Raw genomic sequence first — 16155 nt, forward strand, 5'->3', positions numbered from 1 at the left:
CCCGGCACCGCCGCAGCTGACCCCGCTTCTCAGCATCAAGACCGCGGCGAGCCCCGAGGCGCCGGGCCATTGATAAGGCCTCCGTCAGCAAATCTTTGGCTGTGCGGATTGACAAATTATGAAACTGTATTCATTTTCATAATTGAAAGAGACAAGCGCTGCTAAAAAGGCGCGCCAAACATGGGGAACTAACATGAAGTCACTGATCGCACTGTCGACGGTTGCAGGATTGACTCTCGCAGGCTCGGGAATTGCGAAGGCAGAGGATGCAGCGCTTTCTGGCAAAACAGTCTGTGTGAACAGATATGCGTCGGCGCCTGTCATTGATGACATTCTGAAAGGCATGGATGACGGCTTGAAGGCTTCGGGTGGTGAAAAGGTGGTTCAAAATATCCAGAACCCCGAGGCTGATGCCGCAACACAACAGACGATCGCGCAGCAATTTGCCAATGGTGGCTGCGATCTTATCGTGGTCATTGGCACCGCCGCCGCTCAATCCATACAGCAGGCGACCAAGACTGTGCCTGTGGTGTTTGTCGGCGTATCCACACCAGTCGAGGCGGGCATCGTTCAGTCCCTCGACAAGCCTGGCGGTAATATGACCGGCGTTTCGGATCCTCTTCCCGTTGAATCGGAAATCGACGGCATGTTGAGTATCGTGCCGACTATCGAGACCATTGGTCTTATCTACAAGGTTGGCGATCCCGCGGGCGATCCGCTGGCTGCGCGCGCTGTAGCGCACATCGAACGCAAGGGTTTGAAGCACGTTACGGCGGGTATTGCCAATGCCGGCGAAACCACCCAGGCGGCGCAGTCGCTTGTGGGGCGCGTTCAGGCGATCGAGTTCCCTTGCGACACGACAACGATCTCGGGCATGGCAGGAGCGCTGAAGGTCGCCAAGGACGCCAAACTTCCGGTGTTCGGCTGCACGACCGATGCAGTCAAGGGCGGCGCGATTCTGGCTGGCAGCTACAGTTACATCACTGTCGGGCAGAAGGCAGCCGACCTTGTCGTGGCGGTGCTGAAGGGCGCTGACCCCGCCACGACCCCGGTTGTCATTCCCCAGATTGCCGGCTTCGAGATCAACAAGACCGAAGCCGACGCCTTGGGGCTCAAGATCCCTGAGACTATGATGACCTCCGCAGTCAAGACCTACTGAGGCGGATGCTGATGCTGATCGATGTGCTCGTGATCGGAGCCCAGATTGGGCTCCTCTATGGACCGCTAGCGCTTGGCATCTACCTGGCGATCAACGTGCTCAGCTTGCCGGACTTGACGCTTGAAGGCTCGTTCGGCCTTGGCGGCGCGGCTGCCGCGAGCAGCCTTCTCATGGGCGTCGATCCAATCAGCTCCCTGCTGCTCGGCATGTGCGCCGGCGCGCTTGCCGGACTTGTGACGGCCCTGCTGCACGTGATCCTTCAGATGAACGTTCTCCTCGCGGGCATTCTGATGACCACGGCAGCGTGGTCCGTCAGCATCGCGGTGATGGGCACAGGCAATGTCTCTCTCGTCCGGGTGGATACGTTGTTCACCTGGGCCGAGAATTTGGGGCTCCGCAACCAGACCGCTTCGATCCTGGTGGCGGGCGGTGTGACCCTGATTTTCGCCACCTTCCTGGTCTGGCTTCTGCATACCGGATACGGCCTGGCGACACGGGCAAGTGGGTTGAACATACAGACCGCGCGAAGTCTCGGCATCCGCACCGAGATGCATCAGGTTCTTGGCCTCATGCTGGCCAACTCGCTGGCGGCCGCATCCGGGGCGTTGGTGGCGCAGAGTCAGGGGTTCATGGATGTCTCCATCCAGGGCGGCGTGATCGTGGTCGGCCTGGCAGCCTTGACGATCGGGACCAGCGTCATCCGTTCCGACAAAGTCGCTGTCGGGGTGACCTCCGTAATCGTCGGCGTGATCATCTATCGCTGCATCGTGGCGCTCAGCCTCAGAATGGGCATTCCGCCCAACTCCGTTCGATTGATCACCGCGCTTTTGGTGTTCGCCTTTATCGCGGCGCGCATCCACGGAAAGGGCACGCTCACGATTTCCGGCTTCGAAGGCTGGCGGGCCCGTCGGCGCAAACATGTGCAATTCTTGGAGAACGATCGTGTCACCACCCTTCTCTGAGCGACGCATTGGTGGCGCACCACCAGCGATTCGTCTTCGCAACGCGACGAAGCGCTTTGCCGGCCTTGGCAAAAAGGAAGTCTTCACCGCGCTGGATGATCTGACCCTTGATATCGCACGCGGCTCCTACGTTGCGCTGATCGGCTCCAACGGCGCTGGCAAGTCCACCTTGCTCTCCATCCTCATGGGGACATTGCTCCTCGATGAAGGGTCGCTCACCATTGACGACGAGGACATGAGCGAGAAGCCCTCGTGGCAGAGGGCTTCCAAGATTGCGCTCGTTCGCCAGAACCCCGAGCACAACGTGCTTTCCTCGCTCAGTATCGAGGAGAATTTCGCACTGGCCGTGATGGGACGGGAGCGTGCCTTCCGCCTTCGCCGCTATGACCGCAATGGCGTGAGGCTGGCCGCGAGAAGCGCGCTTCAGCGATTTGGCATGGGACTGGAAGATCGGCTCGGCGAATCGACGGGCACTCTCTCCGGAGGGCAGCGCCAGGCAGTGGCGATGGCGATGGCCGCGGTCCGCAATCCGCGCGTTCTGCTGCTGGATGAGCATGTGTCGGCGCTCGACCCCAAGCGCGCAAAAATCGTGGCTGACGTCACCGAGGAGATCGTGCGCGCGCAAGACATCACCACGGTCATGGTCACGCATGATCTTGGTCATGCGCTCAGCCACACCGATAGAGTGCTGATGATGCATCGCGGCAAGGTGGTGATGGATCTGTCTGGTGAGGAGAAAGCAGCGCTGGACCTGGCCGAGCTTGCCGGCCAATTCGAGAGACTGGTCGGTGAGGCACTGCCTGACCGCACGCTCCTCGCGGCGGCTTCCTGATGAGGGACAAGATGACGGATCGGAACGCGCCAAATGCCTCGCCGGCTGGAATCTCGTCAGGCCGCAGCCAGGCGGCCTCCGCCGGAGCGCATTTGGCATTGGGTGATCGCTACGTCGCCGCGCTCAATGCGCAGATCAAGGGCGCGGGTGGCGAAGGCAAGAGCGCGCGCACACGCGCAAAACTGAAGCGGGCGGCGTTCGATTGCTTGACCGAAAGCGACCTTGCCAGCCTCACGATTGGCTCGGTCACCGGCAAGGCAAAGGTCGCGGCAGGGACGTTCTACCTGCATTTCGACAGCATCCGCGACCTGGTGCTTGAGGTCTTCTCGGAGTTCGCCGCGGTCGACATCGCGCCGGCAATTCCCGAGGGCGACGAATTTGTCGACCTGTTCTCCCAGATGAAGGCGACATTCATCGAAATCGTGGGAGCGTTCCGCCGCCGTCGGATGTTCTTCCGGTCGCTGTTCCAGATGAAGCGTCAGGACGCGGAAGCCAACGCGGTCTGGCTGAGGCTAACAGCTCAGTGGGCGGAAATACTTTCGGCCATCGCGAGGGATCATGCGAAGCAGCCTGTTCCCTCAGCGTTCGACCGATTTATTGGGCACGCAACGAGTGCGTTCGCCGACGAGATCATGACCCGTATCTATGTCGACGAGATTTTTGGCGCGGCGTTCCCCGACGATCCGCGCAATGACGAGCACGTGGCGGAGCTCCTGGCCTTTACCCGCCATCGGATGCTGTTTGGATCCGACCCCGACCCGAAGCTGCTGACAGCGAATTCCCCACTCAATGGTTTCTCTTACCCTGCCAAGCGGTCCTGAAAAGACCCGTCACGCAGGCAACATTGCGAGGACTTTCATGACACTGCGCTATCAGCATTTCATCACGCCCGAAGGCACGAAAGAATTCCCGAAAGTCGTCCGTGGTGAGGGCGTCTATATCTGGGACAGCACCGGTCGCCGTCTGCTCGACGGATCGTCGGGCGCCATTTCGGTTAATGTCGGCCATGCCCATCCCAGGGTCCTGGAAGCGATGCGCGACCAGATGGGGCGCATCATCTACGCGCACAGTATGCGATGGGACAACGACCCGAATGAGCGGCTTGCCGCCAGACTCGAGCGCTTGAGCAACTGGAATTATGGCGCCGCGTTCTTCGTCTCCGGCGGCTCGGAGGCCAATGAGGCCGCGATCAAATTCGCGCGTCAGGTAGCGGTGGCGCGAGGTCAGGCTTCACGTTTCAAGATCATCAGCCGCATCCCTTCCTATCATGGCGCGACAACGGCGCTTCTGGGCATCACTGGTGACCCCGACTATGCGGCGGCCTACAAGCCGATGTTTGTCGACATGCCAAAGATCGATGCGCCGCTGATGTATCGTCGCCCCGCCGGCGAAAGTGAACAGGATGTCGTCGACCGCTGTGTGCGGCAGCTGGAAGAAACGATCCTCAGGGAAGGTCCCGAAACCATCCTCGCCTTCATGATCGAACCAGTCGGTGGCGTGTCGACCGGAGCCCTGGTTTCCCCGGACAGCTATTCCACCCGCATCCGGGAGATATGTGATCGCTATGGCGTCATGCTGATCTACGACGAGATCATGAGCGGCGCTGGCAGGACGGGCAAGTTTCTCGCCGGCCATCATTGGCCGGATTGCCGGCCCGATATCGTCACGCTCGCAAAGGGCGTCAGCGGCTCCTATGCACCACTCGGCGTGGTCCTGGCGTCGGCAGACATGGTGAGCGATGTGCGCCGTTCCGGCGGCTTCAAGCACGGCCACACCTATTCAGCCAATCCAGTCAGTTGCGCTGCATCCGACATGGTTCTGAGGGTTGTCGAGGAAGACGGTCTCATGGAGCGGGCGCGGAATTTGGGCGCGCTGATCAAGTCCCGATTGGAGGACATCAAGGGCAAGACCGGCATCATCGGCGACATTCGCGGACTTGGACTGCACATGGCCGTCGAGATCGTCGCGGACCAGGTCACCAAGGAACCGTTCCCAGCGGAAATGCGGGCGAGCGAGCGGATAGGAATGATCTGCCGCGACCACGGACTGCTCTTGTTCTCTCGGCGCACCGCCGGCGGTTCGTTTGGAGAATGGCTGATGGTCTGTCCTCCCCTGACGATCAGCGAAGCGGAAATCGAGGAAATGATGGAGTCGTTCACCGCCGGTATCCGCGCTTTCGAGAGCGAGATTTCGGCGCTGCCGGGACTGCGCGCGAGCGCCTGAGCGAAGTGGCGGCAGGGAATGCCGCAAGGCAAGAAACGGGCTGATTGAACGGCGCTCGTCGAGTGCCGAAAGGAAGAGGCATGGGCAAAGCACAGATGATCGGGTGGGCTCACAGCAATTTCGGCAAGTCCGGCGCGCCCGACACCGAAACACTAATGGCGGAAGTCGTTGGCCCGGCACTTAACCATGCCGGCGTCGGATCCGCCGACGTCGATGGCATCTTCGTTGGCGTCTACAACAACGGCTTTTCGCGTCAGGATTTTCAGGCGGCACTTGTCGGCATGAGTCATCACGGCCTTGCCGCGACCCCCGCTGTGCGTTTCGAAAATGCCTGCGCGACGGGTTCAGCCGCTCTTTTTGGTGCACTCGATTTCATCGAGGCCGGTCGCGGACGGATCGCTCTGGTGATCGGCGCTGAAAAGATGACCGGCTTGCCTTCCAGCGAGGTTGGCGATGTCCTGATGTCTGGCTGCTATCGCAAGGAAGAGGCGGACGTGGAGGGTGGTTTCGCGGGCGTATTCGGTCGCATCGCGCAGGCCTATTTCCAGCGCCATGGCGACAGATCCGAGGAACTGGCGATGATCGCCGCGAAGAACCATCGCAACGGTGTCGCCAATCCGGTTGCGCATATGCGCAAGGATCTGGGTTTTGAGTTCTGTAACACGGTATCGGAGCGCAATCCCTATGTCGCCGCCCCTCTACGGCGAACCGATTGCTCCCTGGTGTCAGATGGGGCTGTAGCTATCGTCATAGCGGACGAGGAGACAGCGGCCCACATGTCTCGTGCGATCGCATTTCGCGCCAGAAGCCATGCCAACGACGTAATGGCGCTGAGCCGGCGCGATCCGACCGCCTTTGACGGTGCGCGGCGCGCTTGGGCAACGGCGCTCGACACCTCCATGTTGACCATGGATGATCTCGATCTTGTCGAGACACACGACTGTTTCACCATTGCCGAATTGATCGAATATGAGGCGATGGGCTTAGCGTTGCGAGGTCAAGGGTTTCGCATCGTGCGCGAAGGGGTTGCGGAGCGCTCCGGCAGGCTGCCGGTGAATCCGTCCGGCGGCCTGAAGGCGAGAGGCCATCCGCTCGGCGCGACCGGCGTCTCCATGCATGTGATGGTGGCGCAACAATTGATGAACGAGGCTGGCGGAATGCAGGTTCCCGATGCCAGCCTTGCCGGCGTCTTCAATATGGGCGGTGCCGCTGTCACCAACTACGTCTCGATCCTGGAGCGGGTGCGATGAAGGCGGGAACTGCAGGTCCGATTGAACCGGTGTCGACGCGGGTGATGAACCTCTCGCATTTCGTCACCCAGGCGGCTCGGCGATTTCCCGAACGGATTGGATTTGTCAGGGGAGACAAGAGCTGGACATGGCGGGAGATTGATCGGCGGATCGATGCGATGTCTTTTGCCCTTGCTGAAATCTATGGGGTCAAGAAAGGCGATCGCGTGCTCGTGCAGTCGCAAAACTGCAATCAGATGTTCGAGTCCATGTTCGCCTGTTTCCGCATCGGTGCGATATGGGTTCCCACAAATTTCCGGCAGACACCCGAAGAAGTAAGCTACCAGGCAGAGGCGAGCGGCGCCGTCGGAATGATCTGCGGCAACTTGTTTGCGCATCATCAGAGCGCTTGCGCTGCCTCCAGTGCGCCTCTTCGCTTCTTCATATCCATCGGCGCATCCGCATTCGGTCCCGACTACGACACGATCGTTTCGCAGCACGACGGCAGGCCGGTCGAAACGGCAGCTGTCGACCGGGACGACCCCTGCTGGTTCCTATTCACCTCGGGCACAACGGGCCGGCCTAAAGCGGCTGTGCTGACGCACGGCCAGATGGCGTTCGTTATCACAAACCACCTTTGCGATCTCATGCCCGGAACCACTGAGGAGGACGCCTCGCTCGTGGTCGCACCGCTTTCTCACGGGGCGGGCGTTCACCAACTGACGCAAGTGGCGCGAGGCGCCAAGACAGTGCTGCTGGCGACCGACCGATTCGACATCGACGCGGCGTGGGCTCTGATCGAAAAGTGGCGTATCACCAACGTCTTCACCGTCCCGACGATCCTCAAGATGCTCGTCGAGCATCCTGCCGTGGATCGGTATGACCACTCATCGCTTCGCCACGTCATCTATGCCGGAGCCCCGATGTATCGCACGGACCAGGAGCAGGCCCTGACGAAGCTCGGCCCTGTGCTGGTCCAATATTTCGGTCTTGGCGAGGTGACAGGCAACATCACGGTTCTCCCGCCCAATCACCATCGATTGGGTGATGGCGCGGGTGCGCGGATCGGCACTTGTGGCTTTGAGCGAACAGGGATGCAGGTTGCGATCAAGTCCCCTGATGGCAAAGAGCGCTCACTCGGCGAGACCGGAGAAATTTGCGTTATCGGGCCTGCCGTTTTTGTTGGATATTTCAACAATCCAGAAGCGAACGCGAAGGCATTTCTGGATGGCTGGTTCCGCACCGGGGACGTCGGGCACATGGATAGTGAAGGCTTTTTGTACATAACCGGCCGGGCATCGGACATGTATATTTCCGGTGGCTCCAACATCTACCCGCGCGAAATCGAGGAGAAGATCCTTACCCTTCCCGGCATCGGCGAAGTGGCCGTATTGGGGGTTCCCGACCCAATCTGGGGGGAGATCGGGGTTGCGGTTTGTGTTGCTGCGCCTGGCACTGATGTCGCAACGCTCGACGTTGACGCCTGGCTGCAGGACAAGATTGCCCGCTACAAGCTGCCGAAGCGGTATGTGTTCTGGAGCGAGCTGCCAAAGTCCGGTTATGGGAAGGTTGCCAAAAAGGCGATTAGAGATTTGCTTGCCAGTCAAACCTAGTCGACGCCAACACAAACGGTTTCTGGTCAGACTGTAAACCTCGCGCGCGCTTTCCGAATGTCTGCGATCAGGCGAAGCAATTGTGGCTCAAGGTGGACGCGGCTCAATCAAGGCCCACCCCTGTAGATTGGGATGTCTGCTTCCCGGCTTTGACCCGTCTAATCTCAACGACCGAGATAAGGCGCAAAGCGGACGCCAGAGCCTGAGCTTGGAATGTCGATGAAGGGAAAACATCGACCAGCACGGTATGTCAGTGAGGCATCATGCAAAATCCAATCTCAACCGAGCTCATGGATGGTCACGCCCGGCACAACCGCCTTGGCGATCTCACATAGGTGCTGATGATGCGTGAGGTAGATCACCTGACCGGCACTCGCCATCTCGCCGAACAACCGGAACACCTCCTCTGACCGGACATGGTCGAAGGTCTCCATGATGTCGTCGGCGATGAATGGCACGGAGGGCCTGAACTGTGCGAACTCGTAATATCCGGCAAGCCTGAGCGCCAGGTAAAGCTGAAAACGCGCCCCCTTTGACAGTGCGTCGGCGACCTTGGACTGGCCGTCGCGCTGCAATGCGATGAGCACTTCACCGCCTTTGACCGGTTGGGTCGTCAAGCCTAAGTACTGGCCGCGCGTCATCAGTGCGAAAGCGTCGGATGCCCGCGCCATCATTCCGGAGCGATGACGCTCGCGGTAGACGCGCAGAGCGTTGCCGGCAGCCATGACGCCCAGTTTCAGCTCGATGTAGCGGACGGCCTTGTCTTCGATGTCCAGCAGGACGGTGCGCCGTTCGGCATCGATGCGGGCAACAGCGCTGTCGCCGCCAATGGCATCCAGCTTGTCGGCGGCTCGCGTTTGCCTGATGAGCTGTTGCTGTATCGCATCGTCGGAAGCGCGAAGCCGCTGCTCACTTTCAGCCTTGTCGATTGCAAGGCTATTCAGATCGAGAGCATCCAAAATCGAACGCGCCTGCTCGAACCCTTCCACCGCGAGCTCGGACGCGACCTGCTCCTCAAAGTCGGCGACCGCCGTGCGCAGACGATCCCTGTCGCGCAGCAGTTCGTCGCGTTGCACGACTTCGGATAGCGTGGCCACGCCAAAGACGCTCAGGACGTCGCTCTTGCGGCGCTCATGTCCTGAAATCTCAGCATCGAGGATCTCACGCGCATCCTGCAGGCGCTGCAGGTCATTGACGAGGCCTGCCTTGGCCTCGCGCATGCGTTCGGCGCGCTCCAGGCGCTCGGCAAGCCGGACCGCAAGCTGTTCCGGTTCTTCCTCGGTCGCCGCCTCACCCGCTTCGGCTGCAACGGCGCTGACCTCGACCAGGAAATTCTCCCTGTCCGCCTCCATCTTCTCGATGCGCAGCCGCATGGCGTCCCTGTCTTGAAGACTCTTGGCGAGGTCGGCCAATTGATCAAGGACGCCGCCAATGCCAGGCGCCGATATGCCGCTCTCCAGCCAGGTGCCCTTGAGCGCTTTGGCAATTTCGGCCAGCCACTCGTCCTCACGTCGCTCCGCGACTTCGACGGCTCGGCGCCTGGCAGACAGATCCTCCTGCCTTGTGCTGACCGTCTTGAGCGCCTCGGTGCGCTCGGCATCGATCTTGAACTGCCTGTCGAGGAACAGCTGCGCGACGGCCATGACCGTCTCCAGATTGTCGTCGGGATCCAAACCGACGCCGACGCTGGCCAGCGCCCCGCTCAGCTCCAGGCGTACTCGCTTTCCCTCCTCAACCGCCCGCTCGGCCTTCTTGCGGGAAAGCCCGATCTCCTCGGAGGCCGCAAGCGCATCGACCCGGGCAGCAATGCGCTCCTCGATCAGTCCGATCAGACGTTCGGGGGACGTGTCCAGGCACTCTCCAAGCAGGTCTCTTGCCGCTGCACGCATGTCATAGAGCAGGGCCTGCCGCTCCGAGCCGTTGCGGGCAAGGTGGTCGCGCGAATGGGCGATTGCTGCCGCGGCTTCAGCGAGGCCGCGGCTTGTCGCGCGGATCTCCACGAGCTCGCGCGCGTTGGCCAAGCGGCCTGCGCCAACACTGTCGTCGCGAGCCATCGCTCCTGCGAAATTATCCGCCGTTTCGCCAGTGAGCTCATCACGATGTCGTGCCCAGGCCTCGTCGCGGACGCGGCGAATGGCGGCCGCCGCTTCATCGTCGGTGACCGCGACCGAGGCACGAAGCGCGTCCAGCTGTGCTGAAAGCAAATCGTGATTGCCCTGGTATTCGGCAAGACGTTCGGAAAGAATGGCCCTGCCCTTCCCGAGTTCGGCTGCAAGCGCCTTCCATGCGCCAAGCTGTCCGGCATTCGGAATGGCGATCCTGGCCAATGTCGCGGCATCTCCCGACCAGGGATGCAGACGCCCGATCGCGGCCGCCCACCGAATTGCACCGGCATCCGCGGCCTCGCGTGCCGCCTTGATTTCGCTCAGGTGCCCACTGGCCCTTGCCGTCGCCAAAGCCGAGGCGAGCCTTGCCCTGGCAGGCTCGGGTACCGCCCGTTCCTCGCCAACTCGCTCGCGTGCGGCCTGGAGCGTATCGACGGCTGCCGCGGCCTCGTCGCGCGCGACGCGCAGACCGGTCGAGATTCCGGATCGCTGCTCGATCATCGTGCGAACAGCACCGATGGTTGCAGCAGGCAAAAGCAGCTTGGCAGGGTCTGGCTCGGAGGCTCGTCCCAGGGCGGCAAGGGAGCCCCTCACGGCATTGTCGAGGATCTGCAACTCTGTCCTGCGACTTGGCAGGTCGAGGCCCGCCGAGACGTGGCGCACCTTGCGGTCAGCCAGGCCGCGAACGCGTTCGGAGATCGCGAGGATCACGTCGTCGACGTCGACCGAGGCGATCTTGGTCGTCACTCTGTCGAGTTCATCGACGCTTGCAGCCAGCCGCGTTCTCAGGCTGGCGTCGTCATCGATCATCTCAGTGACACTGCCCGTCCAGGTCCGTGACGGTGAAGCAATCTCAGGCAACTCGGCTAGCTGGGCTTTCTTGCGTCGGATATCGGCAAGGATCGGGATCGCGCGAAGATATTTCGCAATGGCATCGAGCCTGGCCGACAGCACCGACCGTTCAGCGATGCTGTGGTTGTATTTTTCCTGGGCGTCGAGGCGTTCGGCCTCAAGCCCCTCATAGGTCGATGCCAGGGTGTCGATCTGATCGCGGCGCGATTTCAGGTCCGCAAGGCGTTTCTTGAGGAGTGCCAGTTCGGTTCCATGCGCCTGCTTGCGATAAAGCCCGTCGGCCTCGGCCTCGAGCGCGCTCAGCGTGTCGCTTGCATGGCCTAAGCCGGCGCTGGCCGTGAACAGCAGCTTGCCGAGGTCGCCGCGCGACTCCAGGATTGATTTTCCACCGGCCTCCAACGTCTCGTCGTCCAACGAGAACATGGTCTCGTATGCGTCGCGAGACAGGCCGGCGAGATGGGCCGATATCGCCACCTCGCTGACCGGTTGGCCAGTCGCGTTCAACAATGAATTGGTACGCTGTTTGGTGCGGGTGAACGTGTGCTCCGCGCCGCCGAGTTCGAGCACCCCGCCGATGCGCATCGCACCGTACTCGTGCAGGAAATTGTAGCGGCTGCGTTCCTCGATGCCGAACAGCAGGTCCAGATAGCCGGCAAGTGCCGTCGACTTGCCAGCCTCGTTCAAGCCGAAGACGATGTGCAGATCGGGTCCTGACGCGGGTTTTGGCCCGAAGTCGATCGTCCTGTCGGTGAACTTGCCATAGCGAATGAGGTCAAGGCGCCGCAGCCTCATGGCGCACCGCTGGCCTTGAGACGGGCGGTGACCAGGTCGGGGCCGCTGGCAAGCACCCTGTCGAGGAACACCTCCAGCCCAGCCTCGTCCTTGCCGGCGAAGTCGCGCCCATCAGGCGGAAGATCCGCGATCATCTTCTGGACCAACGCCCTCGCCTCGGCACGGAAAGCTTCCGAGCTGGCGTCGGCGCGCATGGACTGTGCGAGTTCGAAAATCGGGTCCGCGATGCCTTCGGTTGTTTCAGCTGTGGATGGAGAGACGTTAAGCTCGAGCTTTTCCACCCATGTCTGCCCCACCTGTTCTGCGACCTGCTCGGCTTCCGCGAGCAGCAGGTCGCGGTCGCGGATCAGCGCCCAGGACAAGGGCGATGTCCCGGTCAGGCCGAGACGGACCACAACGTGACGGGACCTGACGGAGGCGCGCACATCTTCGAGCGCGGAGCGGACGCGCCCGACGAGCTCAGGCCATCCCGCCGCGCCGGTCAAGTCGAGGTTCAGCCGCTCGAATTGCGCGATACTGGTCAGCCTCTCCTCGATCAAAATGGAACGGTCGTCGCGTATCGTCACCAGGGTGACGGATTTCTCTCCGGCCTCGTTGATATCCCTGCCCTGCGGAATGCCTGGCATCACGACGGTGCTCGCCCCAGGATGGACCTGGCGGACATGGATGTGCCCAAGCGCCCAGTAGTCGAAGCCATGGCTGTGCAGATCAGCGACGCTACAGGGAGCGTAAACGTCGTGGCCGGGCGATCCGGCCAGGCTCGTATGCATGACGCCGACATTGACCGCGCCTTCACGCGGGGCTGAGTACTTGGGCAGCAGACTGTCCGGCGCCTTGGGGCTGGCAAAGCTCAAGCCATGGAACATGACGTCAAGCCCGCCGGCTGTCTGCAGCACTGACTGGGGACGGCCGCTGAAGATCGTGACCGTGTCCGGGAACACCAGCTGTTTCGATATCCGCGACATGGCGTCATGGTTGCCACGGATCTTGAAAACCTTGATGCCGGCCTGGTGCAGTCGTGTCATCTGTGACGCCAGAAACCGCGCCGTTTTCATCGACGTCTGATCGCCATCATAGAGGTCGCCGGCAATGACCAGCGCATCGACACGTTCCGCAAGGCAGAGATCCACGATCGAGACAAAAGCCTGACGGCTGGCATCTCCGATGAGTTCGGCAAGGTCGAGGTTTCGCATCGCCAGCGAACGCAGAGGCGAGTCGAGATGAATATCGGCCGTGTGTACGAATCGAAATGCCATTAGCGTTCTCCGGCCAGGAGCATACGGGTGTTCGATCGTGGCCCGATAGAAGAATTTCAAGGCACGCGGTGTGGGATGGGCTTAGCAACTTGCCGCCCGTCCGAAGGACGATGGGCGGGTCATAGCGCGAGCGCAACCACCAGCTTGGTCGCCGCAATATCCGCTTTCAAGCGATGGCAAAGCTGACCAGGACGACCGAGATAGGCACCTTGCTGTCTGTCCGCAGCAGGCCGTTACGATCTGGTTCCAGCCTGATAGAGTTCCCCATGGCCTCATTGCCATCTCTCCAGCGCTGAGTTGAATCCCCTAGAAGCCGTCTCGTCACCCGATGAGGCTACAATCGTCCACCGCATCGATAGCGGACGGGCAGCCTCGGAACTCGGACATTCAGAAAACGGACCTTGGTCAGTCTGGGCTCATCAGGTCTGCGGAAGTCTTTCCAGCCAACCACCCTCGAAACCCGCCCGTTGCAGGCCAACGCGGATGTACGGAGACGAGCACATCAACCGCCATAATAGTCCGCTGCGTACGTTCTCAATCATCAATACGACGGGGCCTTCGTCCAGGCCGAAATGCCAAGGTGAGACCCACCAGCCGAACGCCCCTTTGGCTTTGCCCTGCGGGTGCGTCGGATTAAAGGACGACGCGAAACCGTACGTTCTGGTGGACTTGAGCTTGGCCTGGTGGATCCAGAAGGCGATTGTCGGCAGCACGATTTCCGGAGCAAACGGCAACGAGGTGACGGCGGCCCATGGTGCAAGCGTCCCGTCGTCGGGACCAAATGGCACGCCCCGCGCGGCATAGTCGAGGAACCGGCGTTCGATGCCTTTCAATTTGAGCGTTGAGGGGCCGGGGCCGTCACTCGCGGTAATGCCCCAGCAATGTTCTCCATAGCCATCGAAGCCGCGTGGATTTTCAAGGGCGTAGCGGTGCTGGACAAGGGTGGCGCGTCGGCTGTTCTCGAAGTAGTCGCTTCCCTTGTCGCGCATGTAGGCATCCGCCAGACCCCGAAGATCGATCCACACATGCGAAAATTGATGGATGAACAGCGGTCCCGCATAGACATAATCGTAGCCGTAGAAATTCAGCCATCGGAAGGTGGCGGTCCAGGCCGTGTAACTGCTCGAAGGCAGAGGATGGGTCGGCGAGCCGAGGCCCAGGACATACAGCAGAAGGGCTTCGTCGTAACCTTCCCAGCGATACTTTAGGAAGCCGGTCTCGGGGGTCCAGCCGTGGGAAACGGTCTGTCCTTTGTTTTGCGCCCAGCACCAGTCGGCCCGACGATAGAGCGCATCCGCCAAGGTGCGGATCTCTCTTTCGCCCTTCGTGTTCCCGTCGAAGAATGCCGCGGCCGCCAGCCCTCCTGCCAACAGCAAGGTGCTGTCGATGGTCGACAGTTCGCAGCGCCAGGCCCGCCGACCGGTGTGCATGTCGAGGAAATGATAGTAGAAGCCGCGATATCCCGTGGCGTCCGGCTCTGGACCCTGAGGGCTGTTCCAGAAGAAGCGTAGCGTGGCTAGGGTCCGCTCCACGGCGGCCTTCCGGCTCATGAAGCCACGCTTGACCCCGACTGGATAGCATCCCAGCGCAAGACCGGTGGCGGCGATGCTTGCGGGCCAGTCGGCTTCGGTCTTGTCGCGAATGAGACCGTTGGCGGGGTTAGCCTCGTGGATGAAGTAGTCGAATGTCTCCCGCTGCAGAATCTCCAGATCGTCGTTCATGGCAATTGTGCTCGCCTTTTTCTCATCCAGATTCATATCCGGGGTGCGACGCGGTCCATCCGGAGAGGCGATACCTCGGCTTTCGCCGGGAAGATCAACCGTATCGCCGATACCGAATGGCGCGGCGAAGAGAGCCATGACGAATAGCAGCCGAGGCGGGAAATATATTTCAGAGCTTGCCACAATATCGCCCACGAGCACAACAGCTACGACGATATGGCAGGCATCATGAGATGAAGCGGCCACAATATCGCGTGACTTATATTTCGGGACACGAAGATAACGTGCCTCAGAGACGGAAGCGGCTGAGCGCACCTATCGAGCGGCTGGGGGCATGTGAATCGCCAGCGGGCCCACCCAAAGAGTTCATGGTGCTGCATGGGATGGGCGATGCAGCGCAGGCGCGCGGCTACGCCTTCGAGAGGTTCCTGTAGCGCAACCGCGATCCCGGCGGAACCGTTGTAATGTCGGCTTTCAGGAACTTGTGAAGCGACCTCTACGGCAGAGACGAGGCGCAAACTCTCGTTCGCAGGGTGGCCATCCCCGCGTCACTCCGGCTGATTAACGCGGCGTGACGTTTACGATACTGATGGGGCAGTTGCGCACCGCGCACCTGGCGCAAATCAAGCTTCAATCAGAAAGTGACGTTGCCTGCTCGACCGAAGGTCCGGATCGCGGCGTCTTGTTCTCTTCGGCTATAACCAGCAGCGCCTCAAGTGTCACCGCAATGCCCCGACATCAGCGCGGATATGTCGGTATTGCCGCCGGGCAATGCGAGCTCCGGCGCCCTGGTTTGCATGCTGAAACTAAGTTCCTTTAATTTCAGGCGCAGATCTTCGTCCATGACATTCCTCCGGTTGGCTGGAGGGCTAACGCTTTTATTGGTGACGCGTTCCTTCTGTCCAAAACGGGGCAGCCTGACGGCGCCCCTATCTCGCCAATGTGGACACTAGATGTGAGCTTTCGGGAGGTTGTCCATTCGGACCGGACCGAGGAGACTGGAGTTACCAGGCTTCAGCATCCATCGAAGGGTCCGAATGAACATCCACAAGAATGCCCGTCTCACGCCGCTGCGTCGAGAGGAGATGCGCTGTCGGCGATAGAAGGCGCTTTTTCCACGGTCCATGCGGCGCAGAAAATCGCACTTCTTTTTCGTTCCCACGAAGGAGCCGCCGACAGCCCTTTTCGGACGCTTCTGCCGACGATTATGACCGCTCCAATGCGGATGTTCGCCGGAATATCCGTGAACCAAAATAGTACGCTGTGTTCTCTGACGCCTTGCCGCGCACCAGTGGTTGTGACCCGCGAGCCACCGAGCGGCATGGATCTGGCGTCGACCATTGCCGCCGAGGGACGCGCGGCCGCCGCTCGAGAAGGTGAGGCCATGACAATGGCGGAGAACCGATCCGGG

General features: G+C 61.0%; 11 protein-coding genes and 1 pseudogene. 8 read left to right on the top strand and 4 right to left on the bottom strand.

The features are described 5' to 3' along the window. The first annotated feature begins 193 nt into the window (after positions 1-193). From BLS48_RS23925 to BLS48_RS23955, 7 genes are all read left to right on the top strand, one after another. Positions 194-1159, top strand: coding sequence for an ABC transporter substrate-binding protein (locus BLS48_RS23925; protein WP_091583014.1), 966 nt, complete (start codon positions 194-196; stop codon positions 1157-1159). 11 nt (positions 1160-1170) lie between these two features. After that, positions 1171-2121 (top strand): ABC transporter permease, encoded by a 951-nt coding sequence (locus BLS48_RS23930; protein ID WP_167365230.1) that lies wholly within the window; start codon positions 1171-1173, stop codon positions 2119-2121. Further along, positions 2102-2953, top strand: coding sequence for an ABC transporter ATP-binding protein (locus tag BLS48_RS23935; RefSeq protein ID WP_208604664.1), 852 nt, complete (start codon positions 2102-2104; stop codon positions 2951-2953). The genes BLS48_RS23930 and BLS48_RS23935 overlap by 20 nt, the downstream gene beginning before the upstream one ends. A 98-nt stretch (positions 2954-3051) precedes the next feature. Then, the gene (locus BLS48_RS23940) at positions 3052-3774 is read left to right on the top strand and encodes a TetR/AcrR family transcriptional regulator (protein ID WP_167365231.1); all 723 of its coding nucleotides are present in this window, start codon (positions 3052-3054) and stop codon (positions 3772-3774) included. 37 nt (positions 3775-3811) lie between these two features. After that, the gene (locus BLS48_RS23945) at positions 3812-5176 is read left to right on the top strand and encodes an aminotransferase family protein (protein ID WP_167365232.1); all 1365 of its coding nucleotides are present in this window, start codon (positions 3812-3814) and stop codon (positions 5174-5176) included. 80 nt (positions 5177-5256) lie between these two features. Beyond that, positions 5257-6426, top strand: coding sequence for an acetyl-CoA acetyltransferase (locus BLS48_RS23950; RefSeq protein WP_091583028.1), 1170 nt, complete (start codon positions 5257-5259; stop codon positions 6424-6426). Further along, complete coding sequence (locus BLS48_RS23955; protein WP_091583031.1) at positions 6423-8018, top strand: acyl-CoA synthetase; 1596 nt, start codon at positions 6423-6425, stop codon at positions 8016-8018. Before BLS48_RS23950 ends, BLS48_RS23955 begins: the two co-directional genes overlap by 4 nt. A 278-nt stretch (positions 8019-8296) precedes the next feature. On the opposite strand, the gene BLS48_RS23960 is transcribed toward BLS48_RS23955, so the two are convergent. From BLS48_RS23960 to BLS48_RS36610, 4 genes are all read right to left on the bottom strand, one after another. Beyond that, entirely contained in the window at positions 8297-11767 is a 3471-nt protein-coding gene (locus BLS48_RS23960; RefSeq protein WP_091583033.1) for an ATP-binding protein, read from the bottom strand. Beyond that, positions 11764-13023, bottom strand: coding sequence for a metallophosphoesterase family protein (locus tag BLS48_RS23965; protein WP_091583036.1), 1260 nt, complete (start codon positions 13021-13023; stop codon positions 11764-11766). Before BLS48_RS23965 ends, BLS48_RS23960 begins: the two co-directional genes overlap by 4 nt. A gap of 419 nt (positions 13024-13442) precedes the next feature. After that, positions 13443-14780, bottom strand: coding sequence for a glucoamylase family protein (locus BLS48_RS23970; protein WP_091583205.1), 1338 nt, complete (start codon positions 14778-14780; stop codon positions 13443-13445). Between the two features lie 676 nt (positions 14781-15456). Next, complete coding sequence (locus tag BLS48_RS36610) at positions 15457-15588, bottom strand: hypothetical protein (RefSeq protein WP_280142541.1); 132 nt, start codon at positions 15586-15588, stop codon at positions 15457-15459. Positions 15589-15781: 193 nt separating this feature from the next. On the opposite strand from BLS48_RS36610, the pseudogene BLS48_RS36830 reads away from it, so the two are divergent. Continuing rightward, a pseudogene (locus tag BLS48_RS36830) lies at positions 15782-15879 on the top strand (IS481 family transposase); the annotation flags it as partial. Positions 15880-16155 lie beyond the last annotated feature (276 nt).

The organism is Mesorhizobium qingshengii (assembly GCF_900103325.1).
GTDB lineage: Bacteria > Pseudomonadota > Alphaproteobacteria > Rhizobiales > Rhizobiaceae > Mesorhizobium > Mesorhizobium qingshengii.

Bases quoted from the DNA above. Each gene is read 5' to 3' on its own strand.
- BLS48_RS23925 (WP_091583014.1), top strand. From the start codon at position 194: ATGAAGTCACTGATCGCACTGTCGACGGTTGCAGGATTGACTCTCGCA.
- BLS48_RS23930 (WP_167365230.1), top strand. From the start codon at position 1,171: ATGCTGATCGATGTGCTCGTGATCGGAGCCCAGATTGGGCTCCTCTAT.
- BLS48_RS23945 (WP_167365232.1), top strand. From the start codon at position 3,812: ATGACACTGCGCTATCAGCATTTCATCACGCCCGAAGGCACGAAAGAA.
- BLS48_RS23950 (WP_091583028.1), top strand. From the start codon at position 5,257: ATGGGCAAAGCACAGATGATCGGGTGGGCTCACAGCAATTTCGGCAAG.
- BLS48_RS23955 (WP_091583031.1), top strand. From the start codon at position 6,423: ATGAAGGCGGGAACTGCAGGTCCGATTGAACCGGTGTCGACGCGGGTG.
- BLS48_RS23960 (WP_091583033.1), bottom strand. From the start codon at position 11,767: ATGAGGCTGCGGCGCCTTGACCTCATTCGCTATGGCAAGTTCACCGAC.
- BLS48_RS23965 (WP_091583036.1), bottom strand. From the start codon at position 13,023: ATGGCATTTCGATTCGTACACACGGCCGATATTCATCTCGACTCGCCT.
- BLS48_RS23970 (WP_091583205.1), bottom strand. From the start codon at position 14,780: ATGAATCTGGATGAGAAAAAGGCGAGCACAATTGCCATGAACGACGAT.
- BLS48_RS36610 (WP_280142541.1), bottom strand. From the start codon at position 15,588: ATGGACGAAGATCTGCGCCTGAAATTAAAGGAACTTAGTTTCAGCATG.